The sequence below is a fragment of the Streptomyces sp. NPDC039462 genome, from assembly GCF_055639375.1.
The window spans coordinates 48,124-73,600 of sequence record NZ_JBVKAO010000010.1; the positions used below are offsets into that span (position 1 = coordinate 48,124).

General features: G+C 72.1%; 25 protein-coding genes. 17 read left to right on the forward strand and 8 right to left on the reverse strand.

The features are described from left to right. Positions 1 to 42 precede the first annotated feature (42 nt). Complete coding sequence (gene hemG, locus ACZ7LU_RS37440; RefSeq protein WP_471919318.1) at positions 43 to 1,503, reverse strand: protoporphyrinogen oxidase; 1,461 nt, start codon at positions 1,501 to 1,503, stop codon at positions 43 to 45. 218 nt (positions 1,504 to 1,721) lie between these two features. On the opposite strand from hemG, the gene ACZ7LU_RS37445 reads away from it, so the two are divergent. Then, complete coding sequence (locus tag ACZ7LU_RS37445; RefSeq protein ID WP_398310646.1) at positions 1,722 to 2,498, forward strand: alpha/beta fold hydrolase; 777 nt, start codon at positions 1,722 to 1,724, stop codon at positions 2,496 to 2,498. A 99-nt stretch (positions 2,499 to 2,597) separates the two neighbouring features. Here ACZ7LU_RS37445 and ACZ7LU_RS37450 read toward each other — a convergent pair whose 3' ends face one another. The 5 genes from ACZ7LU_RS37450 to ACZ7LU_RS37470 form a co-directional block, all read right to left on the reverse strand. Then, positions 2,598 to 3,464 carry an NmrA family NAD(P)-binding protein gene (locus ACZ7LU_RS37450; protein ID WP_471919319.1) on the reverse strand — a complete coding sequence of 289 codons (867 nt, stop codon included), beginning with the start codon at positions 3,462 to 3,464 and terminating at the stop codon, positions 2,598 to 2,600. 121 nt (positions 3,465 to 3,585) lie between these two features. Further along, complete coding sequence (locus ACZ7LU_RS37455; RefSeq protein WP_471919320.1) at positions 3,586 to 5,364, reverse strand: FAD-dependent monooxygenase; 1,779 nt, start codon at positions 5,362 to 5,364, stop codon at positions 3,586 to 3,588. A 220-nt stretch (positions 5,365 to 5,584) separates the two neighbouring features. Beyond that, positions 5,585 to 6,313 carry a gamma-glutamyl-gamma-aminobutyrate hydrolase family protein gene (locus tag ACZ7LU_RS37460; RefSeq protein ID WP_471919321.1) on the reverse strand — a complete coding sequence of 243 codons (729 nt, stop codon included), beginning with the start codon at positions 6,311 to 6,313 and terminating at the stop codon, positions 5,585 to 5,587. Positions 6,314 to 6,325: 12 nt separating this feature from the next. Further along, on the reverse strand, positions 6,326 to 6,643 hold the full coding sequence (locus tag ACZ7LU_RS37465) for a Rieske (2Fe-2S) protein (protein ID WP_471151795.1): 318 nt from the start codon (positions 6,641 to 6,643) through the stop codon (positions 6,326 to 6,328). Positions 6,644 to 6,774: 131 nt separating this feature from the next. Further along, positions 6,775 to 7,512 carry an SDR family oxidoreductase gene (locus ACZ7LU_RS37470; RefSeq protein ID WP_471919322.1) on the reverse strand — a complete coding sequence of 246 codons (738 nt, stop codon included), beginning with the start codon at positions 7,510 to 7,512 and terminating at the stop codon, positions 6,775 to 6,777. Positions 7,513 to 7,823: 311 nt separating this feature from the next. Here ACZ7LU_RS37470 and ACZ7LU_RS37475 point away from each other — a divergent pair, with 311 nt between their 5' ends. The 12 genes from ACZ7LU_RS37475 (at position 7,824) to ACZ7LU_RS37530 (ending at position 21,247) form a co-directional block, all read left to right on the forward strand. Then, positions 7,824 to 8,270, forward strand: coding sequence for a carboxymuconolactone decarboxylase family protein (locus ACZ7LU_RS37475; RefSeq protein ID WP_398310629.1), 447 nt, complete (start codon positions 7,824 to 7,826; stop codon positions 8,268 to 8,270). Between the two features lie 137 nt (positions 8,271 to 8,407). Then, positions 8,408 to 9,133 (forward strand): sulfotransferase family protein, encoded by a 726-nt coding sequence (locus tag ACZ7LU_RS37480; RefSeq protein WP_471919323.1) that lies wholly within the window; start codon positions 8,408 to 8,410, stop codon positions 9,131 to 9,133. Between the two features lie 280 nt (positions 9,134 to 9,413). Continuing rightward, positions 9,414 to 10,952: an alpha/beta hydrolase gene (locus ACZ7LU_RS37485; protein WP_468092048.1), complete on the forward strand. Its 1,539-nt coding sequence runs from the start codon at positions 9,414 to 9,416 to the stop codon at positions 10,950 to 10,952. 237 nt (positions 10,953 to 11,189) lie between these two features. Beyond that, positions 11,190 to 12,683: an FAD-dependent monooxygenase gene (locus ACZ7LU_RS37490; RefSeq protein WP_471919324.1), complete on the forward strand. Its 1,494-nt coding sequence runs from the start codon at positions 11,190 to 11,192 to the stop codon at positions 12,681 to 12,683. 2 nt (positions 12,684 to 12,685) lie between these two features. Further along, positions 12,686 to 14,182, forward strand: a complete 1,497-nt coding sequence (locus ACZ7LU_RS37495) for an FAD-dependent monooxygenase (RefSeq protein WP_471919325.1) — start codon at positions 12,686 to 12,688, stop codon at positions 14,180 to 14,182. A gap of 47 nt (positions 14,183 to 14,229) precedes the next feature. Then, on the forward strand, positions 14,230 to 14,766 hold the full coding sequence (gene cysC, locus ACZ7LU_RS37500; RefSeq protein ID WP_471919326.1) for an adenylyl-sulfate kinase: 537 nt from the start codon (positions 14,230 to 14,232) through the stop codon (positions 14,764 to 14,766). Next, a complete protein-coding gene (gene cysD / locus ACZ7LU_RS37505; RefSeq protein ID WP_471919327.1) occupies positions 14,763 to 15,710 on the forward strand; it encodes a sulfate adenylyltransferase subunit CysD in 948 nt (315 codons plus the stop codon). The genes cysC and cysD overlap by 4 nt, the downstream gene beginning before the upstream one ends. Position 15,711: 1 nt before the next feature. Beyond that, complete coding sequence (locus ACZ7LU_RS37510) at positions 15,712 to 17,037, forward strand: sulfate adenylyltransferase subunit 1 (protein ID WP_471919328.1); 1,326 nt, start codon at positions 15,712 to 15,714, stop codon at positions 17,035 to 17,037. Positions 17,038 to 17,039: 2 nt separating this feature from the next. After that, complete coding sequence (locus tag ACZ7LU_RS37515; protein ID WP_471919525.1) at positions 17,040 to 18,200, forward strand: ABC transporter substrate-binding protein; 1,161 nt, start codon at positions 17,040 to 17,042, stop codon at positions 18,198 to 18,200. 29 nt (positions 18,201 to 18,229) lie between these two features. Then, positions 18,230 to 19,018, forward strand: coding sequence for an ABC transporter ATP-binding protein (locus tag ACZ7LU_RS37520; RefSeq protein ID WP_468316129.1), 789 nt, complete (start codon positions 18,230 to 18,232; stop codon positions 19,016 to 19,018). Next, positions 19,005 to 19,886, forward strand: a complete 882-nt coding sequence (locus ACZ7LU_RS37525) for an ABC transporter permease (RefSeq protein WP_471919329.1) — start codon at positions 19,005 to 19,007, stop codon at positions 19,884 to 19,886. The genes ACZ7LU_RS37520 and ACZ7LU_RS37525 overlap by 14 nt, the downstream gene beginning before the upstream one ends. 293 nt (positions 19,887 to 20,179) lie before the next feature. Then, positions 20,180 to 21,247, forward strand: coding sequence for a ParB/RepB/Spo0J family partition protein (locus ACZ7LU_RS37530; protein WP_471919330.1), 1,068 nt, complete (start codon positions 20,180 to 20,182; stop codon positions 21,245 to 21,247). A gap of 37 nt (positions 21,248 to 21,284) precedes the next feature. Here ACZ7LU_RS37530 and ACZ7LU_RS37535 read toward each other — a convergent pair whose 3' ends face one another. Continuing rightward, positions 21,285 to 21,551 carry a DUF6059 family protein gene (locus ACZ7LU_RS37535; RefSeq protein ID WP_471919331.1) on the reverse strand — a complete coding sequence of 89 codons (267 nt, stop codon included), beginning with the start codon at positions 21,549 to 21,551 and terminating at the stop codon, positions 21,285 to 21,287. A 211-nt stretch (positions 21,552 to 21,762) separates the two neighbouring features. Here ACZ7LU_RS37535 and ACZ7LU_RS37540 point away from each other — a divergent pair, with 211 nt between their 5' ends. Together ACZ7LU_RS37540 and ACZ7LU_RS37545 are read left to right on the forward strand one after the other, a co-directional pair. Then, a complete protein-coding gene (locus ACZ7LU_RS37540) occupies positions 21,763 to 21,891 on the forward strand; it encodes a hypothetical protein (protein WP_398310592.1) in 129 nt (42 codons plus the stop codon). 89 nt (positions 21,892 to 21,980) lie between these two features. Further along, entirely contained in the window at positions 21,981 to 22,397 is a 417-nt protein-coding gene (locus tag ACZ7LU_RS37545; RefSeq protein ID WP_471919332.1) for a pyridoxamine 5'-phosphate oxidase family protein, read from the forward strand. A gap of 86 nt (positions 22,398 to 22,483) precedes the next feature. On the opposite strand, the gene ACZ7LU_RS37550 is transcribed toward ACZ7LU_RS37545, so the two are convergent. Beyond that, complete coding sequence (locus tag ACZ7LU_RS37550; protein WP_471919333.1) at positions 22,484 to 22,951, reverse strand: nuclear transport factor 2 family protein; 468 nt, start codon at positions 22,949 to 22,951, stop codon at positions 22,484 to 22,486. Between the two features lie 175 nt (positions 22,952 to 23,126). Between ACZ7LU_RS37550 and ACZ7LU_RS37555 the strand changes: the two genes are divergently transcribed. After that, positions 23,127 to 24,590: an FAD-dependent monooxygenase gene (locus ACZ7LU_RS37555; protein WP_471919334.1), complete on the forward strand. Its 1,464-nt coding sequence runs from the start codon at positions 23,127 to 23,129 to the stop codon at positions 24,588 to 24,590. Positions 24,591 to 24,649: 59 nt separating this feature from the next. Continuing rightward, entirely contained in the window at positions 24,650 to 25,345 is a 696-nt protein-coding gene (locus ACZ7LU_RS37560; RefSeq protein ID WP_398310580.1) for an antibiotic biosynthesis monooxygenase family protein, read from the forward strand. Positions 25,346 to 25,477: the final 132 nt, after the last annotated feature.

Genomic DNA, 25,477 nt, shown 5'->3' on the forward strand with positions numbered 1-25,477 from the left:
CTCCTTCGCAAGGATCTGGTGCTGCGGCGGGGTGCGGGCCTGTCATGCCGAGGGGGCGGGGGTGTGGGCGGGCAGCGCGCCGAGCACCTCCTCGGCGGCCTTGAGGGCGCTGGCCACGCACTGGCCCACCCCGACCCCGTCGTAGGCGGCGCCGCACACCGCGAGCCCGGGCCGGTCCTTGACCCCGGCGCGGATGCGCGCCACCCGCTCCAGGTGCCCGACCGTGTACTGCGGCACCGCCGCGCCCCACCGGCTGACCCGCGAGTCCAGCGGCTTGCCCACCACGCCGGTGACCTCGGCGAGTTCGGCGGCGGCCAGCGCGACGAGGTCGGCGTCCTCGCGTCCGAGGAGGTCCTCGCCGCCGCTGCCGCCCGCCTGGCAGCGCACGATGTCCACCTCGCCCGCCAGGTGCGGCCACTTCATGGTGGAGAACGTGACCACCTTCAGCGCCCGCCCGTCCACCGCAGGCACCCGGTAGCCGCTGTGCCCCAGGGCGCGCATCGCCGCAAGGGCCTCGCGGGGGAAGGCGAGCGTGATGATCACGGAGCCGGCGTAGGGGATCTCGGCGAGCGCCGTGGCGGCCTGGGGGCTGCCGGCCCCGGCGAGCAGCGGGCCGGCGTGGGCGGCCGGGGTGGCGACGATGACGGCGTCGGCGTCGAGGTGCTCCGGCCCGGCGGCGCCATCCACGCTCACCCGCCAGCCGTGCGCGCGGCGTTCGAGCGCGCGCACCGCGGCCCCGGTGCGCACCGCCGAGCCGGGCGAGGCGGCCAGCAGGCCGTCCGCCAGGACCTGGGGCAGCGAACCGAGCCCCCGGGCCAGGGTGGAGATGCCGGTGGTGGGCGCCTGCCCCGGCGGCGGCGGAGCGGGCAGCAGCGCCCCGGCCGCCTCGGCGAGCGAGGCGCGCCGGCGCGCGGCGGTGACCAGCGGGGTGAGCGTGGCCTGGAACGACAGCTCCTGGGCGCGGCCGAAGTAGGCGTCGGACAGGAACGGATCCACCAGGCGGTCCACGACCTCATGGCCCATGCGCCCGCCGACGAAGTCCGCCACGGACACGTCCCCGTCCCGCTCGCTGCGGGGCAGCGTCAGGTCCTGGCGGGCCCGGGCCATGCCCGCCTCGGACAGGATGCCGGACCGGGCGAGCTCGTCCATGTCGCAGGGCACACCCATGAACTGCCGGTCCAGCGGCGGCCGCAGCTGCTTTCCGCTCCACAGCGCCATCGACTTGGTGCCCGCCGCCACGACCTGGTCCTCCAGGCCGGCCGCCGTGAGCAGGCGGGCGGTCTTGGGCCGCCGGGCATAGGTCGACTCCGCGCCCTCGTCGATGACGACGCCCGCCAGCTCCGACACGGACAGCTGCCCGCCCAGCCGGGACCCGGCCTCAAGGACGGTCACCCGCACCGGCTCCTCGCGCAGGAAGAACGCCGCCGCCAGCCCGGCGACGCCACCCCCGACGACGACCACATGCGGAACCGTGCCCGCCCGAGCCATTCCGTTGTCCGCCATACGACCTGCTCCTTCGTGGATACGGTGTCGCATCAGTTTTGAAGGGGTGTCGATAGTCTCGGTTGAGCGGGAGTGGACCCGAAATCCACTGGATCCAGGGGCACTTGGGGCCCTTTGCGTGTGGCGCCGCACCCGATTCATCCTCAACCCGCCATCGACCGGAGCACTGGACATTCGCTGCGACAACACACCCGGGGAACCCGAAGGAGAGTGGTGGCATGCGGAAGGTCGTGTCCCAGGACGGCACAACGATCGCCTGTCGCAGCACGGGCGACGGCCCGCCCATCGTGCTGATGAACGGCGCGTTCCGCGATCACACCATCTTCGACGCGCTGGTCCCGGAGCTGGCGCCGCACTGCACCACCTACGTCTACGACCGCCGCGGCCGGGGACAGAGCGGCGACGCCCCCCAGTACGCCGTCGAGCGCGAGATCGAGGACCTGGCGGCGGTCATCGACGACGCCGGCGGGCAGGCGGTCGTCTTCGCCGGCTCCACCGGCGCGAACCTGGCCCTCGAAGCGGCCCTGGCCGGCGTGCCGATCACCAAACTGGCGCTGCACGAGCCCTACTTCCGCATCGCCCCCCACCCCAAGCCCCCGGCCGACTGCATGGACACCCTGCGCACGCTGCTCGCCCAGGAGCGGCGCGGCGAGACCGCGGAGTACTGGCTGCGCGAACTGCTGGGACTGAGCCCCGAGACCATCGCCGACTGGCGCAAGGCCCCCCTGTGGGCGACGAACGAGGCCAACGCCCACACCCTGGTGTACGACACGACCATCCTGGGCGACTTCGAGGTGCCCGCCGAGCGCCTGGCCGCCCTGCGCACCCCGGCGCTGGTCCTCAACAGCGACGCGACCGGCGACTGGCTGCGCGACGCGGCCCGGGCGACCGCGACCGTGCTGCCCAATGGCTGGGGGATGCAGCTGCCCGGCTCCTGGCACCGCATCGACACCGACATCCTGGGCCGCGTCCTGGCCGGGTTCGCCACCACCTGACAAACCCACTCCGCCGCCGCGGCCGGTGTTACACAACCGGCCGCGGCGGCGGCATGCCCGAACCCTTTTGGCGGCGACGCGGCCCGCCAGGCCCCGGCATCAGGCCACCGGCACGCTCCAGTTGCCGCGCAGCCACGTCTCCAGGTCGACCAGGCCGGGCCGCAGGCGGCGCAGCTCGGCCATGTCGGCGCTGTAGCCCTCGGTGTCGAGCCAGTCGAACATGGCGGCCAGGTCCGGGCGGGCCTGGCGCAGCGGCTCGAAGGAGCGCTGCTCATAGCGGGCCGGGACACCGGCCACCGCCCCGAACGCCGCAGCGATCTGCGGCCCGGTCAGCTCCGCACCGGCGATCTCGACCTGCCGGCCCAGCCACGCGGCCGGGTCCCCGAAGGCGTCCGCGGCGAACGCCCCGATGTCACTCGTCGCGATCACCTGCACCGGCACCTCGGGACGCAGCCACAGGCCAAGGACCAGCTCGCCGTCCACCAGCCGCGGGCCCAGGTCCAGGAGGACGTCGTAGAACATGGTCGGCCGCAGCACCGTCACCGGCAGGCCGAGCTTGTGGAGGTACTGCTCGATGTTCCACTTGCTCCGGAAGTGTGGGATGACCTCGCAGCGGTCCGCGCCGCCCACCGAGCTGTACACGAAGTGGGCCACGCCCGCCTCGGCGGCGGCGTCGGCCACCGCCCTGCCCTGCCGCTCCTCCGCGGCCACCCCGCCGGGCCCCCGGAACGTCTGGACGCTGAACACCCCCTGCACGCCCCGCATCGCCGCGTCCAGCGACGCCCGGTCCTCCAGGTCGCCGCGCACGAGCACCGCACCCGCCTCGGCGAGCGCGCGCGCCGCGGGCGCCTGCGGATCACGCACCAGCGCGTGCACGACCTGCCCCCGGCGCAGCAGCTCGCGGGCCGTTGCACCTCCTTGCCGGCCGGTTCCGCCCAGCACCAGGACCGCTCCGTCTACCGCCACCGTATTCCTCCGTTGTCCATTGCCGCCGACGTCGTCCATTGCCCCACCGACAGGGGTGGGCCCGGCCCGCCGGGAATGCCGTGCACCAGGGCCGGGCCCCTTTTTTTCGTCTGTCGCTCGATCAGGAAGCGGAACCCGCAGTGACACTCGGGTCGAGGATGCGGGAGAACGCGTGGGCGAGCAGGTCCGCCGGGTTCTCGCCGGCGCCCATGCTGCGCCAGGCCACGTGGTTGTCGGGGCGCACCAGGACGGCGCCGTCCCCGGCGACCTCGCGGACGCTCTCCCACACGCCCTCGGCGTCGGTGAACTCCGCGTCCTCGCCGATGCGCACCGCGTGGATGGTCAGGGAGAGCTTCTCCGCCACCTGCGCGGCTGCCTCCACCCACGCGCCGCCGCTCGCCCCGGTGATGAGCACGAACCCGGCCGGGGAGCCGGTCAGGTCGTGGGTGGACAGGCGCCGGCCGTCCTGCTCGAGCCAGGCGTGCGGCAGCCGGTGCCCGGGCCGGGTCGTGGGCCGGTACACATCGCGCATCGCCGTCCTGGCCGGGGGCCGGCTGCCGTCGGGGACGACTGCGCCCTGCTCGTAGTTGAAGCCGATCTCGAAGTCGTGCGCCTGGCAGCCGGCGCGGTGGGTGTCCAGGATCTCCGCGGTCCGGGCCCGCACCACCTCACCGATGGGAGACTGGTCGAAGTAGGCGGCGAACATCCGCTGCCGGCGCTGGGCGGGGGCGTGCGGGCCCAGGCCCACGGTGTCCAGGACGGCCTGGTGGTGGGAGGCCGCCGACACCGCCCAGTCGACGTTGAGCCGGCACACGGGCCGCCGCTCGGCCTCGTAGGTGTCCAGGAAGGCGTCGTCGGCGCGGCCGCCGAGCACCGCGGCCAGCTTCCACGCCAGGTTGTGGGCGTCCTGGATGCCGGAGTTCAATCCGAGGCCGACGGTGGGCGGCTGGCGGTGCGCGGAGTCGCCGGCCAGCAGCACCCGCCCCTTGCGGTACCGCTCGGCGACCAGCGCCTGCACCGTCCAGTTGGTCACGTGGTGCAGGCTCAGCTCCAGCTCGGGCAGGCCGAGCAGCTGGCGCACCCGGGCCACGACCGACTCCTCGTCGAGGTGGTCGGGGTCCATCGGCGGGAAGTGCAGGACCCACTCCTCGCAGGCCTTGCCCCAGCTGGGCCCCATCTCGATGAGGTTGCTGCACAGATCCGGGTCGTGGGCGTTGAGGAAGTGGGTCAGCAGGGTGCCCTCCTGCCACCACTGCGACAGGTCGGCGGTGAAGTACGCGGTCGTCACGTCCAGCAGGCCGGGCACGCCCTGCATCTCGATGCCCAGGGCGCTGCCCACCGTGCGGCCGCCGTCGGCCCCGATCAGATAGCGGGCGGTGACCGTGGTGCTCTCGCCGGTGGCCCGCTCGCGGATCTCGGCGACCACCCGGTCGCCCTCGTCGGTGAAGGCGACCATCTCGTGGCCGAACAGGACGCGTCCGGGGTTACGTTCCTCGGCGGTGCGGCGCAGGATCGGCTCCAGGCGCACCTGCGGCAGCTTGACCGGCATGACGGGGCCTGCCGCCGCGTACCGCTCGCGCAGCGAGCCGCCGCCGAAGGCGTCGATCTCGTGGATGTGCCGGGCGTCCATCGGCCGCTCGCCGGCGAGCGAGGTCAGCCAGCGCAGCTTCCCGAACAGTTCCAGGGGCGCTCCCTGTTCCACCATCGGCCCGTCGAGCCCGTGCTGACGGAAGATCTCCATCGTGCGCTGGTTGAGGTAGTGCGCCTTCGGCACGTGCGCGGTGTCCGCGTGCCGTTCGACGAGCAGGTGGTCCACACCGTGGTCGGACAGGAAGTTGGAGGCGGCAAGACCGCATCCGCCACCGCCCACGATAAGAACCGGAACCTCGACTGCTCCCATTTTCGTCCTTCCGGAAGGTGACAGTCTCACGCTCACGGGGACTGCCGAATGTGCCGGGAATGAAAGGCGACACGGAATGTGTCGTGATCGGCTGTGCATGCTGAACCGCGCATGCTGATCCGAGATGTGCGCGAAGCATGACCAGGGGTTCTCTAGCCCGGGTCGATGACGGGTGGATTGCGCGGAGTGGTTCTTCCCGGGCGGCTCGGCGCCCGGTGCTTCAGCTGCGCCGGGCCGCGTCGGCCAGCGCCCGGTGCAGGCGGTCGTCCTCGGTCTGGCCGGCCTCCCACTGCACGCCGAGCGCGAAGGGATGGCCCACCGCCTCGACCGCCTCGACGACACCGTCGGGCGTGCGGGCGGTGGCGGTCAGGCCGGTGCCGATACGGTCCACGGCCTGGTGGTGGTGGCAGGCGGTCTTGGGGGTGTCCTCGCCGAAGATCCGGGCGACGAGGCTACCGGCCCGTACGTCCAGGACATGCCGGCCGAACTCGAAACCGGCGCCCTGCGGGCGGTGGGCGTCGCTGCCGGTGACCTCCGGCAGATGCTGGTGCAAGGTGCCCGCGCAGCGCACATTGAGCAGCTGCATGCCGCGGCAGATGGCCAGCAGCGGCAGCCCTGCCTCCAACGCGGCTCCGATCAGGGCGAGTTCGGCACGGTCCAGGTCCGGGCCGGCGGCGCGGGTGGTGGGGTGCCGCTCCTGCCCGTACAGAGCGGGATCCACATCCGGGCCGCCCGGGACGAGCAGCCCCTGCAGATTCCCGACGAGCTGCTCGACGCCGGGCCCCAGCGGCAGCACCACGGGAATGCAGCCCGCGGCGGCCAGGAAGTCCACGTGCGACTGGAGCGAGAGGCTCACCACCATGTCGGCGCCCTGCAAGGCGACCGGGACCGTCCGTGCGGTGATCCCGACCACCGGCTTCGCCGACTGCGCTCGCTGTGCTGACTTCATGTCCACCTGTCCCTAGTCCTTGGGGTGGGGCGCCACGTAGACGAAGCCGTCCTCGACCTTCACCCGGTAGGTGGCGATCGGCTGGGTCGCCGGCGGGTTGACGGGCCGGCCGGTGCGCAGGTCGAAGCACGAGCCGTGCAGCCAGCACTCGATCGTGGTGCCGTAGACCTCCCCCTCGGCGAGGGAGACCTCGGCGTGCGAGCACAGGTCGCTGACCGCGTACACCGTGTCGTTTCTGCGCACCAGTGCCACCGGTGCGTCCTCGACCTCCACCGCGATCGCGCCGTCGGCCGGGATCTTGTCCACCGGACAAACCTTGATGAAGCTCATCGCTCCCGCTCTCCTCCTGCATCGGGGGTCCGGTATCTCCCGGATCTCACGCGCCGTCAGTCACGTTCCGCCCGGGCTCTCGAGGATGAGCCGAGCAGAAGACGAGGTTCATCGGAGCCCGCGGGCCCCTGCTACCAGGGCACCGGGCCGTCCTCCGACAGGGACGCCCCGCTGGGTCCCGCGGCGTCCAGCAGTGCGAGGCGGACCGCGATCACGGCGCCCTGGGCGGGGGTGCGCTGTCCCCGGTGGCCGTTGATGTCCGTGGCCACCACGCCGGGATGGGCCGCGTTGACCTTGACCGGGGTGTCCCGCAGCTCCTTGGCGTAGGCCAGGGTGAGCGCGTTCAGCGCGGTCTTGGAGGACTGGTAGGCGAGCATGTTGACGTGGGCCATCGGGGAGGCCGGATCGGCGTTGAGGGCCAGCGACCCCAGGTGGCTGGACATGTTGACGATGCGCCCGGCCGGCGAGCGGCGCAGCAGCGGCAGCATCGCGTTGGTCACGGTGACCACGCCGAACACGTTGGTCTCGTACACCTCCCGCAGGTCGTCCGCGGCCGCCTGGCTGGGCGCCCCGGTGAACCCCCCGGCGATCCCGGCGTTGTTGACCAGGATGTCCAGGCGGCCGTAGCGCTGCTCGATCAGGGCCGCGGCCCGGGCCACGCAGGCCGCGTCGCGCACGTCGATGTGCAGCGGCACCGCCGTGATGCCGCGGTCCGCCAGCACGGCGCTCGCCTGTTTGCCGCGCACCTCGTCCCTGGCGCCGATCAGGACGAGGACGCCCCGCTCGCCCAACTGCCGTGCCGTTTCCTGCCCGATGCCCTTGTTGGCGCCCGTGATCAGCGCGATCTTGTCGAGGGGCACGTCTGTCATCCCTTCTGTCGTGAAGAGGGGGGAGGGGGTGGATCACCCATGGCGGAACCCGTCGAAGACTCACACAGTTCGACCGGCCCACCCGAGGCCATGGTGAACGCCGGGGATGTTCAACTGCGGCAACGCGCGGTCGAACACCGGCCGCGCACCGCGCCGTTCGCCTCCCCCTTGCAGGACGGACAGCGCGACGGCAGCCTGGTGCACCGGCACTCGCCGCTGCCCGCCCCCCGCTCCGCTCGCCGCCCCCGCGCATCTGGCCGGGAGGCCCAGGAGCGATGCCGGTGCGGGCCCGACCCTCAGGAGACGCCCCGATGCCACCTCGGATGAACAACCCCTCGCTGGTCGTCGCCGACGCCCTGCAGCCCCTGCTCGACCTGACCAAGGTCATCGGCAAGGTCGGCGTCCCGCAGCGGACGCTCGACCTGATCCGGCTGCGGGTGAGCCAGATCAACGGCCGCGTCTACACCATCCCCGACGACCTGGGGCAGGCCGCCGCGGCCGACACCCGCCTGCCCCAGGTCGCCGAGTGGCGCGAGGCGACCTGCTTCAGCCCCGCCGAGCGCGCCGCCCTGGCGCTGGCCGAGGACGCCACCGAGCTCAGCGGCCGCGAGGACGCGGTGCCCGACGAGGTCTGGCAGGACGCGGCCGAGCACTACACCGAGGAGGAACTCGCCTCCCTGGTCATCCACATCGGCCTGGTCAACTGCTGGAACCGCATCAACGTCGCCACCCGGCAGGTGCCCGCACCCTGGCGCTGAACCACCCCCGCCCTCCTCGGCCACCGCCGCGCGGTGACCTGGGCCTGTCACATCTGCGCGCCGCCGGGCGTCATAGCAGTGACGGCCGGCCCCGCACGCCCCCAGCCGACACCCAGCCGCAGGGAAGGAACCGCACCGTGTTGAAGCTCATCAACGCCGGTCTCGGCAGGACCGGGACCACCTCACTCCAGGTGGCGCTGGAACGGCTCGGCTACGGCCCCTGCTACCACATGTTCGACATCGTCGGCGACGAGAAGCGGCTCGAGCAGTGGGAACGCATCGTCTGCGAGGGGCAACAGCCCGACTGGGAGGCGGTGTTCGAGGGCTACACCTCCGCGGTGGACGGCCCGCCCTCCTTCTACTACGACCAGATCCTCCAGGCGTTCCCCGACGCCAAGGTCGTCCTCACGGTGCGCGACGCGGAGGGCTGGTACGAGAGCACGTACAACACGCTGTACCAGTTCGTCCTGAAGAACCAGCAGACCCCTCCCGAGCAGGGCACCCGGCAGGCCCGCGTCTACCGCATGACCAACGTCATGACCTGGGAGGGGCTGTTCAAGGGCCGGTTCTCCGACAAGGACCACGCCATCGAGGTCTACCACCGCCGCAACCAGGAGATCATCGACGCCGTCCCCGCCGACAACCTCCTGGTCTACGACGTCAAGCAGGGCTGGGACCCGCTGTGCGCCTTCCTGGGCGAAGAGGCGCCGGCAACGGACTTCCCGCACGCCAACACCACCGCGAACATGCGCGAGAGGATGCAGCAGATGGCCGCCGGCGGCCCGCCCGCACCCGGCAGTCCGTCCGTGCCCGGCAACCCGTCCCAGCCCGGCGGCCCGTCCATACCCGGCGCAGCGCGGTAACACCACTCCCTCTCTTTTCTCCTTTCCCCCGCGGAGAGCCGAATTACCGGCTGCTCCGCGGGGTTTTTCGTGTTTACGGAACCGGCCCGCCGCACTGGCCCGATACCGCCATTCCAGCCCCGCTCGACCGGCGGTCATTGTTCAACCGTAGTTGTTTTCACGCCACTTCCCGCAGCGGATAGTCTCGCGCCGCCCCCTGGACCCTGCCCGTGAAACACCGGCTTCGCCGGCCTGCCCGAATATCGGCCCGGCGGCGGACCAGCCTCAAGAAGGGGATTACGTGAGGAAGTTCCTAGCAATTACGGCGGCGGCCGCCACTGCCCTGGCGGGAACGGTCGCCGCGGCACCGGCGAAGGCCCCGGCCGAGCGGCCGGTGTCCGGCATCTCCTGGTCGCCCTGCCCGGACAGCGACCCCGTCGTCGGGGGCCTGCTCAAAGGGCTGGAGTGCGGCTCGCTGGCCGTCCCGCTCGACCACGACCGGCCCCAGGGCCGCACCATAGAACTGGCGCTGACCCGCGCCCGGCACACCGCACCCGAGGAGCAGTACCAGGGCATCGTGCTGCTCAACCGCGGCCAGTGGCCCGGCCAGTTCGGCCGCGACCTGCCCACCCGGTTCGCCAAGGGCACCTCCGGGCTGTCCCCGGCCGTCGGCGCCACCTACGACTGGATCGGCTTCGACCCGCGCGGCACCGGCGCCAGCGAACCGAAGATCACCTGCGATCCGGGCTACGTCTGGCCCGGCGCGGCCCGCGCCGACCTGGTCCCCGCCACCACGGCCGAGGAGGAGGCCTGGCGCACCAAGGCCCGTGACTTCGCCGACAGCTGCGGCCGCGCCCACGGCGCCACCCTCGACCACCTGGGCACCAAGGACGCCGCCCGCGACCTGGACCTGATCCGCCGGGCCCTGGGCCAGGAGCAACTCACCTACTTCGGCTGGGACTACGGCACCTACCTCGGCTCGCTGTACGCCTCGATGTACCCCCACCGGGTGCGCCGCATGGTCCTGGACACCGTGATGCTCCCCGAGAAGGGCTGGTACAAGGACGTCCTCGAACAGAACGCGACCTTCGAGAAGAGCGCCGAGAACTACTTCTCCTGGATCGCCAGGCACGATGCGACCTACCACCTGGGCACCACCGGGGCCGCGGTCGAGGCGAAGTACTACGAAGGCATGGACAGGCTCCGCGAGGCGCCCGTCGAGGGCCGGATCGGCCCGGCCGAATACACCGAGATCTTCCTGGTCCCCCTCTACCGCCGCTCCGCCTGGACCGGGCACACCAAGGCCCTGGCCGACTGGGTGCTGCGCAAGGACCCCGCGGGCCTGAAGGCCGGCTTCAACGAACCGGGCTACCCCACGCAGAACAAGCAGGCCATGTACAACGCCGTCCAGTGCAGCGACTCGCCCTGGCCGCGCGACTGGCAGCGCTGGCACACCGACTACTCCCGCCAGTACCGCGCCGGCAACACCTTCCTGACCTGGTACAACGCCTGGTATAACGCGCCGTGCGCCTTCTGGCCCGCGCCCGCGGACACACCGCGAAAGATCGGCGCCAAGGACGTGAACGTCCTGGTGGTGCAGGGCCAGCACGTCGCCGGCTCCCCGCTGTCGGGCGCCCGCGCCCTGCACCGGCGCTTCCCCGACTCCCGGCTGCTGGTGGAGCGCGAGGGCTACGAGCACGAGACGTCCCTGTCCCGCAACGCCAACGCCTGCGTCAACGACCTGGTCGGCGCCTACCTCAAGGACGGCAGCCGCCCGGCCGCCACCCGGGGCGCCGACGCCACCTGCCAGGCCGGCCCCCAGCCGGTCCCCACGCCCTAGCCCGCACCCGGAAGGTGCCCGTCCCGCATCCGGAAGTTGTTCTTCCCGCATCCGGAAAGGGCCGCGGGTATCCGGAAGTTGGCCGTCCGCCCGTCGCGTTCAACCGCGTGAAATGCGCGGTTGAACGCCCAAACCACCGGCCCCGCTTATGAATTCATCACCGTCATTGCAGCCGGACATGGTGATGTGTAGTTTGACAACGACGATTCCTCAGCCGTCCCGCGTGGAAGGTCAACAATGGAAACTGGCGTAATAATTGTCGGTGCCGGTCCCGTGGGATTGATGCTGGCCGGTGAACTCCACTTGGGCGGTGTGAATGTCACCGTCTTCGACAAGCTCCCCGCCCCCTGTGGAGAATCCCGGGCGCTCGGCTTCAACCGGCGGGCCGCGGAATCACTGGACCAGCGCGGACTGCTTCCCCGGCTCGGTGAATTCCGGTGGGGCCCGATGGGGCACTTCGGCGGCGTCCGCTTCGACCTCGGCATGCTGGACGAGGACCACAGCGGCGTCCTGGGCCTGTCCCAGGCCCGCACCGAGACCATGCTGGGCGACCGGCTGGCCGAGCTCGGGGTGCCGGTGCGCCGCGGCCACGAGGTGACCGCGCTGCACGAGCGGCCCGACGGCGTCCAGGTGAGCTTCACCGGACCCCAGGGCCCCGGCACGGTGAGCGCCCGCTACGTGGTCGGCTGCGACGGCCCGCACAGCACCGTCCGCACCGCGGCCGGCATCCCCGCCCAGGAGTGGCAGCCCACCCGCGGCATGTACACCGCGGAGATCACCGGGGTGACGCTGCGCCCGCGGCCCATCGGCGAACGCCTGCCCGGCGGCCACATGGTGGTGTGCACCCCGCTGGGCGAGGGCCGCTACCGCATCGTCGTCCACGACAAGGGCCTGTCCCCGCACCAGGACCCCGCCACCCTGACCTTCCCGCGGATCGCCGACGCCTGGCAGCGCCTGACCGGCGAGTCCATCCACCACGCGCAGGCACAGTGGATGTGGTCCTGCAACAACGCGGCCGCCCTGGCCGCCGCGTACCGGCGCGGCCGGGTGCTCCTGGCGGGCGACGCCGCGCACGCGATGCCGCCGCTGGCCGCCTGGGGCCTGAGCGCCGGACTGCAGGACGCGGTCAACCTCGGCTGGAAACTGGCCGCCGTGCTGGGCGGCTGGGCGCCCGAGCACCTCCTGGACACCTACCACGGCGAACGCCACCCGGTCGGACAGCAACTGATCCGCGACGCCCAGGCCGCGTCGATGCTCTACCTCGGCGACGCCGACATGGACCCGCTGCGCGGCGTGCTGGGCGAGCTGATGACCCACAAGGACGCGGCCGGACACCTGGCCGGCATCGTGAGCGGCCTGGGCATCGGCTACGACATGGGACCGGGGGAGCACCCCCTGCTGGGCCGGCGCATGCCGCCCCACCACGAACTGACCCGCCCCGACGGCACCTCCGCGCGCGTCGCCGACCTGCTGCACACCGCCCGCGGGGTACTGATCTGCACGGCGGGAGCGGAGGGTGCGGGCAAGGCGGCCCAGCTCGCCGAGGACTGGGCCGACCGCATCGACATCCTCACCGCCACCTGGAGCGACCACCCGGACGCGCCGGAGGCGGTCCTGATCCGGCCCGACGGCTACGTCGCCTGGACCACCCCGGGCAGCGACAGCGACCTGACCGACGCACTGGCCCACTGGTTCGGCACCCCCCGCGCCACCCACCGAACAGGAGCGTGAGCATGACCAGGGACGTGATAGTCGTCGGCGCGGGCCCGGTCGGGCTGATGATGGCCGGCGAACTGCGCCTGGGCGGCGCCGACGTCGTCGTCTACGAAAAGCTGCCCGCCCCGGCGCGCGAGTCCCGCGGCGCCAGCCTCACCCGGCGCACCGTCGAAAGCTTCGACCAGCGCGGACTGCTCACCCGGCTCGGCGCGACCGAGCCCGCCGACAGCCACTTCGGCGGCGTGCCCATCGACCTCGGCATCCTGGCGGAGGACCACAGCGGCGCCCGGGGCGTCTCCCAGTTCCGCACCGAGCGGATGCTGGAGGACTGGGTGGGCGAACTCGGGGTGCCGGTACGCCGCGGCCACGAGGTCACCGCACTGCACCAGCGGCCCGGCGGCGTCGACGTGACCTTCCAGCACGACCGGGGCCCCGGCCACGACAGCGCCCGCTACCTCATCGGCTGCGACGGCGGCCGCAGCACCGTCCGCAAGCTGGTCGGCATCGACTTCTCCGGCCCCGAACCCACCCGCGGCTTCTACACGGCCGACGTGACCGGCATCGAGACCCGCCGCCGCCGCATCGGCGAGAACCTCCCCGACGGCAGCATGATCATGGCGATGGACCTGGAGGACGGCGTCACCCGGGTCGTCGCCTACGAGCGGGGCATGCGCCCCAAGGACCGCGACTCGCTGTCCTACACCGACCTCGCCGACGCCTGGCAGCGCCTGACCGGCGAGTCCATCCACCACGGGCAGTGCCGCTGGATCAGCTGCTTCACCGACGCCTCCCGGGTGGCCGCCGAATACCGGCGCGGCCGCGTCTTCCTGGCCGGCGACGCCACCCACGTCCAGCCGCCGGCGATGGCCCAGGGGCTGAGCGTGGGCGTGCAGGACGCGGTCAACCTGGGCTGGAAACTGGCCGCCGTGCTGCGCGGCCAGGCATCCGAAGACCTGCTGGACACCTACCACGGCGAACGCCACCCGATCGGCCGGCAACTGGCGCGCAACGCCCGCGCCGCCATCGAACTGCGCCTCACCGGCCAGGAGATGGCCCCGCTGCGCGCCGTGCTGAGCGAACTGATGACCCACAAGGACGCCGCCGCACACCTGGCCGGCGTCCTCAGCGGCCTGGGCATCCGCTACGACATGGGACCGGGGGAGCACCCCCTGCTGGGCCGGCGCATGCCGCCCCACCACCAACTGACCCGCCCTGATGGCACCCGGTCCCGCGTCGCCGACCTGCTGCACACCGCCCGCGGGGTACTGATCTGCACGGCGGGAGCGGAGGGTGCGGGCAAGGCGGCCCAGCTCGCCGAGGACTGGGCCGACCGCATCGACATCCTCACCGCCACCTGGAGCGACCACCCGGACGCGCCGGAGGCGGTCCTGATCCGGCCCGACGGCTACGTCGCCTGGACCACCCCGGGCAGCGACAGCGACCTGACCGACGCACTGGCCCACTGGTTCGGCACCCCCCGCACCACCGCCGCTGTGGCTGCCCGGCCGCTCTGACCCGTACGCGCCGCACGGACGCCACCCCCGACCCCCAGGAGATGCCCGTGACGACCGGAGTCACCGTCTGGCTCACCGGACTGCCCAGCGCCGGCAAGACCACCATCGCCTACGAACTGGCCGACCGGCTGCGCGCCGACGGCCACCGCGTGGAGGTCCTGGACGGCGACGAGATCCGCGAGGCGCTCTCGGCCGGCCTCGGCTTCTCCCGCGCCGACCGCGACACCAACGTGCAGCGCATCGGCTTCGTCGCCGAACTCCTGGCCCGCAACGGCATCCTGGCGCTGGTCCCGGTGATCGCGCCGTACACCGACAGCCGCGAAGCGGTCCGCAAGCGCCACGACAGCAACCGCACCCCCTACCTCGAAGTGCACGTCGCCACCCCCCTGGAGGTGTGCAGCGCACGCGACGTGAAGGGCCTGTACGCCAAACAGGCCGCCGGGGAACTGACCGGCCTGACCGGCGTGGACGACCCGTACCAGGAGCCCATCGCACCGGACCTGCGCATCGACTCCCAGCACCAGAGCGTGCGGGAGTCCGCCGCCGCGGTGTACGCCCTGCTCACCGAAAGGGGACTGTTATGACGCCGACCGTCGACCCGGTCAGGGCCGGCGAGCAGGACAGGGAGACCCCCTGCGCCCTCTCGCACCCCGACGCGCTGGAGTCGGAGGCGGTCCACATCCTGCGCGAGGTGGCGGGCGAGTTCGAGAACCCGGTGGTGCTGTTCTCCGGCGGCAAGGACTCGATCGTCATGCTGCACCTGGCATTGAAGGCCTTCACCCCGGCACCGGTGCCCTTCGCACTGCTGCACGTGGACACCGGGCACAACTTCCCCGAGGTGCTGGCCTTCCGCGACCGCACGGTGGCCCGGCACGGACTGCGCATGCACATCGCCTCGGTGCAGGACTACATCGACCGCGGAGAGCTCAAGGAGCGCCCCGACGGCACCCGCAACCCGCTGCAGACCCGGCCGCTGACGGACACGATCCAACAGCAGGGATTCGACGCCGTGTTCGGCGGCGGACGCCGCGACGAGGAGAAGGCCCGCGCCAAGGAGCGCGTGTTCTCCCTGCGCGACGAGTTCTCCCAGTGGGACCCGCGCCGCCAGCGCCCCGAGCTGTGGAACCTGTACAACGGCCGGCACCTGCCGCGCGAGCACGTCCGTGTCTTCCCGCTCTCCAACTGGACCGAGCTGGACGTGTGGCTGTACATCGCCCGTGAGCACATCGAACTGCCCGAGATCTACTTCGCCCACGAACGCGAGGTGTTCCGGCGCAACCACATGTGGCTGACCGCCGGCCCCTGGGGCGGCCCCCGGGAGGGGGAGCGCACCGAGCGGCGCCGGGTGCGCTACCGCACGGTGGGCGACATGTCCTGCACCGGCGCGGTGGACTCCGACGCCGACACCATCGACAAGGTCATCACGGAGATCGCCGCGTCCCGGCTGACCGAGCGCGGGGCGACGAGGGCCGACGACAAGCTCTCCGAGGCCGCGATGGAAGACCGCAAGCGCGAGGGGTACTTCTGAGATGAGTGTTCTGACCGACACCACCGTCGACACGCTGCGCTTCGCCACCGCCGGCTCCGTGGACGACGGCAAGTCCACCCTGGTGGGCCGCCTGCTGCACGACTCCAAGTCGGTCCTGGCCGACCAGCTGGAAGCCGTCGCCCACGCCTCCCGCAACCGCGGCCAGGCCACCCCCGACCTGGCGCTGCTCACCGACGGCCTGCGCGCCGAGCGCGAGCAGGGCATCACCATCGACGTCGCCTACCGCTACTTCGCCACCCCGCGGCGCCGCTTCATCCTCGCCGACACCCCCGGGCACGTGCAGTACACCCGCAACATGGTCACCGGCGCCTCCACCGCCGAACTGACGGTGATCCTGGTCGACGCCCGCAACGGCGTCGTCGAGCAGACCCGCCGCCACACCGCCATCGCCGCCCTGCTGCGCGTCCCGCACGTCGTGCTGGCCGTCAACAAGATGGACCTCGTCGGCCACCGGGAGTCCGTCTTCACCGCGATCGCCGAGGAATACACCGCCTATGTCAAGGAGTTGGGCGGCCCCGAGGTCACCGTGATCCCCATCTCCGCGCTGGCCGGCGACAACGTCGTGGACCCTTCCGCGCACATGGACTGGTACGGCGGCCCCACCGTCCTGGAACACCTGGAGACCGTGCCGGTCAGCCCGCACCTGGCGCCCTGCTCCGCCCGGCTGCCCGTGCAGTACGTGATCCGCCCGCAGACCCCCGAGCACCCCGACTACCGCGGCTACGCCGGCCGGATCGCCGAGGGCACCTTCCGCGTCGGGCAGGAGGTGTGCGTCCTGCCCTCGGGCCGCACCTCCACCATCACCGCCATCGAACGGCTGGGCCGGCCCGTGGACAGCGCCTGGACCCTGCAGTCGGTGACCGTGCTGCTCGCCGACGACCTCGACGTCTCGCGCGGCGACCTGATCGTGCCGGCCACGGACGCGCCGGCCACCACCCGGGAGGTGGAGGCGACCGTGTGCCACGTCGCCGACCAGCCGCTGCGCGTGGGCCACCGGGTGCTGCTCAAGCACGGCACCCGCACCGTCAAGGCCATCGTCAAGGACATCCCCTCCCGGCTCACCCTGGACGACCTGTCGCTGTATCCGCACCCCGGACAGCTCGCCGCCAACGACATCGGCCGGGTCGAGCTGCGCACCGCCGAACCGCTGCCGGTCGACTCCTACGCCGACTCCCGGCGCACCGGCTCGTTCATCCTGATCGACCCCGGCGACGGCACCACCCTCACCGCGGGCATGGTCGGCGAGTCGTTCGCCTCCCCGGACCCGGCCGCCGACGGCACCGGGGACGACGGATGGGACTTTTGAGCATGCCCGCCGCCGGCCCGCCCCCGCCCGCCCGCCGCCGCGCGCCGCGCCGCCTTGTGCCGCGCCGTACCGCACCGCGCCGTACCCTCCCGGTCCTGGCCGCCGTGTTCCTGCTGGCCCTCACCGCCTGCGGCTACGGCTCCCAGGCCAAGGACGACCAGGGCAGAGCGAAGATCGCCGCCGGCGCGCAGCGCATCGAGGGCCTGGACTCCGTACGCATCGGCTACTTCGCCAACCTGACCCACGCCACCGCGCTGGTGGGCAACCGGCAGGGCTTCTTCCAAAAGGCGCTGGGCGCCACGAAGGCGACGTACGCGACGTTCAACGCAGGCCCCTCCGAGATCGAGGCGATCAACTCCGGGTCGCTCGACATCGGCTGGATCGGCCCGTCCCCGGCCATCAACGGCTTCGCCAAGTCGGGCGGCAAGAACCTGCGCATCATCGGCGGTTCGGCCTCCGGCGGCGTGAAGCTCGTGGTGAACCCCGAGAAGATCACCTCCCTCGCCGACGTCAAGGGCAAGAAGATCGCCACCCCGCAGCTCGGCAACACCCAGGACGTGGCCTTCCTCAACTGGGCGGCCGAACAGGGCTGGCACGTCGACGCGCAGAGCGGCAAGGGCGAGGTGACCGTGGTGCGCAGCGACAACAAGGTCACCCCGGACGCCTACAAGGCCGGCTCCATCGACGGCGCGTGGGTGCCCGAGCCGACCGCCTCCAAGCTCGTCGCCGAGGGCGGCAAGGTCCTGCTGGACGAGGAGACGCTGTGGCCCGGCGGCAGGTTCGTCACCACGAACATCATCGTGTCGCAGAAGTTCCTCGCCCGGCACCCCAAGGTCGTCCAGGCGGTGCTCAAGGCGTCGGTGGACACCAACAAGTGGATCGGCGCCCACCCCGCCGCGGCCAAGGCGGCCGCCAACGAACAGCTGGCGGCCGACGCCGGCAAGGCCCTGCCCCGCCAGGTCCTGGACGCGGCCTGGAAGTCGGTCGACTTCACCGACGACCCGCTGGCCGCCACCTTGCGCACCCAGGCCGGGCACGCCGTCGAGGCCGGCCTGCTCGAGGAGCCCGACCTGACCGGCATCTACGACCTCACCCCGCTCAACACGATCCTGAAGGCCGCCGGCCGGCCCCCGGCCGACGACGCCGGCCTCGGCGTCGGCTGACCCCGATGCGTTCCCAGGAGGTGACGACCATGACCACGACGCTGGCCGAGGCCGGTGACGCCACCGCGACGGCCCGCCACGCCGCCCGCCTCGAACACGTCTCGAAGTCGTTTTCCGGCCCCGCCGGGCCACAGCTCGTGCTGGACGACATCAGCCTCACCGTCGCACCCGGCGAGTTCGTCACCCTCCTGGGGGCCTCGGGCTGCGGCAAATCCACCCTGCTCAACCTCGTCGCCGGCCTCGACGGGCCCACCACCGGCGAGATCACCACCGACGGCCGGCCCGCCCTGATGTTCCAGGAACACGCCCTGTTCCCCTGGCTGACCGCCGGCAAGAACATCGAACTCGCCCTCAAACTGCGCGGCATCGCCCCCAGGCAACGGCGCGAGCGCGCCGAGGAGCTCCTGGAACTCGTCCGCCTCAAGGGCGCCCACGGCAAGCGGGTGCACGAGCTGTCCGGCGGCATGCGTCAACGCGTCGCGCTGGCCCGCGCCCTGGCCCAGGAGAGCCGCCTGCTGCTGATGGACGAACCCTTCGCCGCCCTGGACGCCATCACCCGGGACGTGCTGCACGACGAACTGACCCGGATCTGGAGCGAGACCCGCCTTTCGGTGCTGTTCGTCACCCACAACGTGCGCGAGGCCGCCCGCCTGGCCCAGCGCGTGATCCTGCTGTCCTCCCGGCCCGGGCGCATCGCCCGCGCCTGGGACGTGGACATCCCCCAGCCGCGCCGCATCGAGGACACCGCCGTCGCCGAGCTCTCCATCGAGATCACCGAACAACTGCGGGGGGAGATCCGCCGGCATGGCCAGTACTGAGACACCCACCGCCAAGGACGGCAACGACCTCGCCGGCCTCGACGCCCTGGAGACCACCCAGCACATCCGCAAGCCCCTCACCCAGACCCTGCGGGAGAAGGTCCTGCCCCCCGTCACCGCCGTCGCACTGGTCCTCGCGGTGTGGCAGGCGCTGGTCTCCTTCGAGATCGTCGACGACCCCAGCAAGCTGCCCTCCCCGGGCGCGGTGTACGACGTGGCGCGGCAGGCCTGGCTGGAGGGCGAACTCCTGGGCTACATCTGGACGTCCGTCTCGCGCGGCCTGCTCGGCTTCTGCCTCGCCCTGCTCATCGGCACCCCCCTGGGGCTGCTCGTGGCCCGGCTGAAGTTCCTGCGGGCGGCGATCGGCCCGATCCTGTCCGGCCTGCAGTCGCTGCCCTCGGTGGCCTGGGTGCCGCCCGCGGTGATCTGGCTGGGCCTGAACAACTCCATGATGTACGCGGTGATCCTGCTCGGCGCGGTCCCCTCCATCGCCAACGGCCTGGTCTCCGGCGTCGACCAGGTGCCGCCGCTGTTCCTGCGGGCCGGGCGCACCATGGGCGCCACCGGCCTCAAGGGCACCTGGCACGTCGTGCTGCCGGCCGCCCTGCCCGGCTACGTCGCCGGACTCAAACAGGGCTGGGCGTTCTCCTGGCGCTCGCTGATGGCCGCCGAGATCATCGCTTCCTTCCCCGACCTCGGCGTCGGTCTGGGCCAGCTCCTGGAAAACGGCCGCAACGCCAGCGACATGGCCATGGTCTTCGAAGCCATCCTGCTCATCCTCATGGTCGGCATCGCCATCGACCTGCTCATCTTCAGCCCCCTGGAGCGCTGGGTCCTGCGCAGCCGCGGCCTGCTCGTCAAGCACTGAAGCCCGTCAAGCCCTGAAGCCCGTCAAGCCCTGAAGCGTGCTCGGGCCGCGCTCCGAACCGGCTCGGGCCGCGCTCCGAACCCGCTCGGGCGGCGGTCCGACGACCGTCAACTCACCCTCGACCGGGGCTAGAGACCCCGCTGCGACGCTCATCCGGAATAGCGGCAGAAAGGGCACACCGGATGGCTTTCAATGACGGGCGGGCTACGGTGATCGCAGACGGTTTGAGTTCCGCCGAATTACGGTGCGACGAACCGGTGGCCGGTGAAAAGAACACCCCCGGGATCACCCCCGTGATCGACCCTGGAAGCAGCCCCGGAATCGGCCCGGAAATCAGCCCGCAAAACATCGAGAAGACACCGGCGCAGGAACTCCCGGTCCATGCGCTCTCACCCGGACTGCACCTGCGCCAGGGCGGAATCAACGCCGCGTACCTCCAACTGCTCGTCGAGGCGTCGGGCCGCTCCCAATTGCCGCCCGTGCTCGTCCAGAAAGACGGCTGGCGGATCATCGACGGGCTGCACAGACTGGAGGCCGCAAAACTCTGCGGCGACCACAGCATCAAAGCGCGGCTCATCGACTGCTCGGACGCCGAAGCGCTCGTCATCGCCATGAAGGCCAACAGCGCGCACGGACTTCCGCTGTCGAAGGCCGACCGGATCGGCGGCGCCGAACGCGTGCTGCGGGCGCATCCCGAATGGTCCGACCGCGCCATCGCGAGCGTCACCGGACTGAGCGCCAAGACGATCGCGGCCCTGCGCGAGCGCTCCGCGCTGGCCACCCCGCCGGGCGGCCAGCGCCTGGGCCTGGACGGGAAGCTGCGCTCGGTGACCGCCGGCGAGGGCCGGCGCCGTGCCGCCGCCTACATCCACGCCCACCCCGAGGCCACGCTGCGGGAGGTCGCCCGGGAGACCGAGGTGTCCCTGGGCACCGTCCACGACGTGAGCGCCCGGCTGCGCCGCGGTGTCAGCCCCGAACGCAACGGGCTCAGGGGGACCGGGGCGCGGCTGACCCTGCACCCGGCCGACCGGGCCGCCGAGGCCCCGGCGGCCGGCCACGCCCAGGCGCCGGACGCCGAGGACCCGCCCCCGCGGCGCACCGGCGCACCGGCCGATGAGCCCCCCGCCTGGGAGACGGTCGCGGCCAAGGTCGCCAACGACCCGTGCATCCGCTACACCGCGGGCGGCAAGGAGTTCCTCCAGTGGATGGCGCAGCACGCCGGCGACCCGGACGGCTGGCGCGAGCTCGTCGGCGCCGTCCCGCCGCACTGGGTCGGCGTCATCGCCCCCATCGCGGAGAGCGTCAGCAAGGAGTGGAGCCTGTTCGCCGAGCGGCTCAGGGGCCGGCAGGGAGCGGTGTGAGGCCCGGCGGCGCGCGGCCCGCCCCTGTGATGCCAGGTCAGAAGCCGCCTTCGCCGCCTTCCAGCTGCCGGTTGAGCGCGCGCTCCACCGGGGTCAGCGCGACCTCCGGGCACAGCCGTTCCGGATGGTCCCGGGGCGGGCCCGCCAGTTCCCGGTGCGCCGCGCCGGACGGCGCACTTCCGCGGGGCGCGGTGGCGGGCGGCGCGGCGGCGGGCGGGAGCCAGGCCCCCGACATGTAGATGGCGCCGTAGGCCTGCAGGGCCGCGTACACCTCGTGCCAGAAACGCCTGATCAAGCCGGCCATGGGGATCCCTCCGACGGGGGCGCGGCCACCGGTGGCCGCAGCGGATGCGGGTGCGCCGGGCCGTGACTGTGCGGGCCCCTGGTCGACGCGGTGTCGAGGCGGACTCGAGCCGCCCCTCCGCCCGGCCTCGAGAGCGCCTTGCCACCGTGGCCGGGTGGAGCAGTCGCGCTCCGCGGCTCCGCGGGGCGCACGGTCGCAGGAGGAGAGGCCCATGGACGAGGCCGAACGCGAGCGCCAGGGACGCGGCGTGGAAGGGATCGCGCCGGTGCTCCGGCTCGCCGGGGTGGACGACGACGAGGACGAGCCCGCGGAGGCGAACGTGGTCCGCGGGATCGACTGACCGACGCCCCTTCCCGGCCGGGACCGCGAGCCGCGACGGTGGTGTGCCAGGGCGCGTTGCGCCGGTGACCGAAAGAGGAGTCCAAGACGATGACGCTCTCCCCGCGGCGCGCCGGCACGACGGCGCTGTCCCCCTCGGCCCGCGCGTTCCTCACCGCGCCGCACACCGCCGTGCTGAGCACGCTGCGGCCCGACGGCTCGCCCCATCTGACGCCCGTGCGGTTCACCTGGGACGAGCGGGCGGGCCTGGCCCGCGTCCTGACGGTGAACACCACGCGCAAGGTCAAGAACGTGCTGGCCTCGCCGGCGGCCCGGGTCGCGCTGTGCCAGGTGGACGGCTTCGCCTGGGTCGCCCTGGAGGGCACCGCCCAGGTCTTCGACACGCCCGAGCGCGTCGCCGAGGGGGTCCGCCGCTACACCGAGCGCTACTTCTCCGGGCCGCCGAACCCGCCGGGACGGGTGGTCGTGGAGATCGCGGTCGACCGGGTGACGACCCTCAACTGCTGAGCCCGCCGAGCCTGCTGAGCCCGCCGAGCCTGCTGAGGGCACTGAGGGCACTGAGGGTGCTGAGGGAACTGTGGGCGTGTGGGGCATCAGCCGCGCGCGCCGGGCGGCACCCCGTCCACCCAGATCAGCCCGAAGGAGAGCCGGGTGAGCCGCCAGCCGGCCGGGGTGCGGCGGGCCGAGCCGCTCACCGAGGTGCCGGTGGTGAACAACTCGGGCCCCTCGCCGCCGGGATGGTGCACGTGCGTGGAGACGAGGTTGGCGCGCAGGCTCGCCTCGTCGCCCGCGCAGTCCACCACCGCGGGCGAATTCAGATGCTGGGTGCGGGCGAAATGCGCCAGCGCGCTGCGGTGCCATTCCGCGAGCCCGGCCCTTCCCTCGTGCCGGCTCAGGGGGAACGCGACCACGGCGTCCTCGGTGAACAGGGCGCGCGCCCACGCGTCGTCGAGCTTTTCGGTGTCCAACGCCAGGAGATAGCGGTCCAGTAGCCCGCGCACGGTAAAGGCATCCACCATGGCCGTGTCCGGAGTGAAGGCTTCAGCTTCAGTCGAGGTCATGCTTGAGAATGGGCCCACAAAGGCACCCCGACCAACCCCGCCTGTAGAAGATCTGACATTCTCCGCACGTTTCTGTACTGGACTGCAGAAGCTGTGAACCGGCGTCTCTTTACCGCCCGCTCCGGCGCTGTCCATACTCGTAAAACATCAACCAGAAGAGGGCGGATGGACGACGATGGACAATTATGACGCGGACGTGATCATCGTAGGCGCGGGTCCCACGGGACTCATGCTCGCCGGTGAGTTCGGCCTGCACGGAATTTCCGTTCTCGTGGTCGACAGGCTCGCCGAGCCGATGCAGCAGTCACGCGCTCTTGGATTCTCCGCGCGCACCATCGAGGAATTCGGGCAGCGCGGGCTGCTGTCCCGCCTCGGCGAGGTCGACGTCATCCCCGCCGGGCACTTCGGCGGAGTGCCGCTGGACTACCGGGTGCTCAGCGGCGGTTCGTACGGCGCGCGGGGGATACCCCAGTCCCGCACCGAGGCGATGCTGACCGGCTGGGCCACCGAGCAGGGTGCCCGCATCCGCCGGTCCGTCGAGATCACCGGCCTGGTCCAGGACGCCGACGGCGTCACGCTGCAGGTGGCCGGGCCCGACGGCGGCCGGCTGCGCGGACGGTACGTCATCGGGTGCGACGGCGCCCGCAGCGCGGTGCGCGAAGCCGCCGGGATCGACTTCCCCGGCACCGAGCCGGCCATCGAGCTGCGCTTCGCCGACATCGCCGGGGTGCGGCTGCGGCCCCGGTTCGCCGGCGAGCGGGTGCCCGACGGCATGATCATGGTGCTGCCGCTGGGCCCGGACCGCTGCCGCATCATCTACTACGACCGCACCGAACCGCTGCGCAAGAGCGCCGACCCGATCACCTTCGAGGAAGTCGCCGACACCTTCCAGAAACTCTCCGGCGAGGACATCCACGCGGCCACCCCGCTGTGGGTGAGCTCGACCACCGATGTGAGCCGGCAGGCCGCCCAGTACCGGCGCGACCGGGTCTTCCTGGCGGGCGACGCCGCCCACATCCACCTGCCCATCGGCGCCCAGGGCATGAGCGCCGGCGTGCAGGACGCGGTCAACCTCGGCTGGAAACTGGCCCTGGTCCTCAAGGGGCTGGCCCCCGACGCGCTGCTGGACACCTACCACAGCGAGCGGCACCCGGTCGGCGCCCGCATCCTCACCAACACCCTGGCCCAGCGCATCCTCTACCTCGGCGGCGAGGAGATCACCCCGCTGCTGGAGGTGTTCACCGAGCTCACGCAGTACGAGTCGGTGCAGACCCACCTCGTCGGCATGGTCACCGGACTCGACATCCGCCACGAGGTGGGCGCGGGGGAGCACCCGCTGCTCGGCCGGCGCCTCCAGGACGCCGAGCTGACCTGCGACGGACAGCGCACCAGCGTCTATGAGCTGCTGCACGCCGGCCGCGGAGTCCTGCTCGACTTCGGCGCCGGCCGCCCGCTGCTCGATGCCGCCAAGGCCTGGTCGGACCGCGTCGACCTCGTCGGCGCGGACCGCGGCCAGGACCTGCCTGAGGCCGACGGGATCCTGCTGCGCCCCGACGGCTACATCGCCTGGATCACGCCCGACCCGGGCGCCGAGACCCTGCCCCGGGCGCTGGAGCGCTGGTTCGGCCCCGCCGCCTGAACCCCGGAACCCCGGCCCCACGGTCCGCATCCATTCCTGACAGGAAGTGACACCCCGCCATGCCCTACATCTCCACCCAGGACAAGTACCTGACCGTCCTCAACCTGTTCACCACCGACCGGCCGGACAAGCAGGACAAGCTGATCCAGGAGATGCGGAAGATCGTCGACACCGCGGCCTTCGACGGCTGGATCTCCTCCACCGTGCACGCCGGCCAGGACAGCCCCGGCACCGCCAACTTCATCCAGTGGCGCAGCGGCGAGGACCTGGAGAAGCGGTATGCGGGCGAGGAGTTCAAGCACCGCACGCTGCCGGTCTTCCAGGACATCACCACCTCGATCCGGCTGCTGCAGAGCGAGATCGTCCACACCCAGCGCCACCCCTCCCAGGGCGAGGCGACCGAGGTCTCGCCCGACCGCGACGACCACACCGTCATCGAGATCTTCAAGGTCGCCGAAGGCAACCAGGACGAGCTGATCGCGGAGCTGGGCGAGGGCCAGTCCTGGCTCGTGGACGTGGACGGCTACCGCTCCCACAGCGTCTTCAAGGGCCTGCGCGCCCGCTTCTTGGACGGGCCCTTCGCCGTCGTCTACTCGCAGTGGGCGAGCAAGGAGCAGTACGACGCCCACCGCAACCAGCCCCTGGCGCAGCAGTCCGAGACCCGCCAGAAGTCCGAGGCGCGCATCAACGCCCTGAAGACCGAGAGCGACTGGAACTCCTACCGGGTCATCCACAGCCGCGCCGCAGGCGCCTGAGGCCTGCCGGGACCGGCCGCGCGGGCCGGCCGATCGAGCACACCCGGCCCCGGCCACCCGCCGGGGCCGGGCGCCCCGCCCGGCCCCGGGCCGCTCGACACCGGCCCGCCGGCCCCGACCCCGTCATGCCCA